General features: G+C 64.6%; 1 protein-coding gene. It reads right to left on the reverse strand.

What is annotated here, in order from left to right:
• Positions 1 to 270: AfsA-related hotdog domain-containing protein (locus BTA51_RS29195; protein ID WP_305794082.1), on the reverse strand; the 270-nt coding region annotated here is incomplete at its 3' end.
• Between the last annotated feature and the right edge of the window lie 238 nt (positions 271 to 508).

The following is a 508-nucleotide window of genomic DNA, read 5'->3' on the forward strand; positions in this document are numbered from 1 at the left end:
AAGCAGCAGTCCGGCCTGGCGCATGGCCTCCGCGAAGAGCATCGGATCGTGCCACCGACCGGCGACGGCACCGTAGTAGCTGTGGCCGCGCGACCACTGCGCTCCCATGCGGAGGCGGTCGCCCCCACCGGATCTGACCCCCGTCAGCAGCACCTCCGATATCGCCGCCCGGTGCACCAGCGCCCGGGGAACAGCCTGGTCGAAGAGCCCTGACTCGTCACCCTCGATCTCCAGGAAATCCGGGCGGTCGGCTTGTATGGCTACGGTCATCCTTGGCCTCCTGGCATGTGCGCGATTCGCGGCATTACATGGCTTGAGCAGGACAAACGTCGGGCAACGCGGCCCGGGAATCTCTCATGGAGCGAGCTATAGCGTACTAGGTGGCTGGTTTTTTTTGGCAAGAGGAAGGAAGATTGCCATCAGTGGTAGCTGCGGTGATGGCCGGGAGGATGGAAGACCACCATCCGCATCGCGGCGGACAGGAGCGGGAAGTGGCGAGAGCACGGCA

The organism is Hahella sp. CCB-MM4, from assembly GCF_002260525.1.
In the GTDB taxonomy this organism is placed as follows: domain Bacteria; phylum Pseudomonadota; class Gammaproteobacteria; order Pseudomonadales; family Oleiphilaceae; genus Hahella.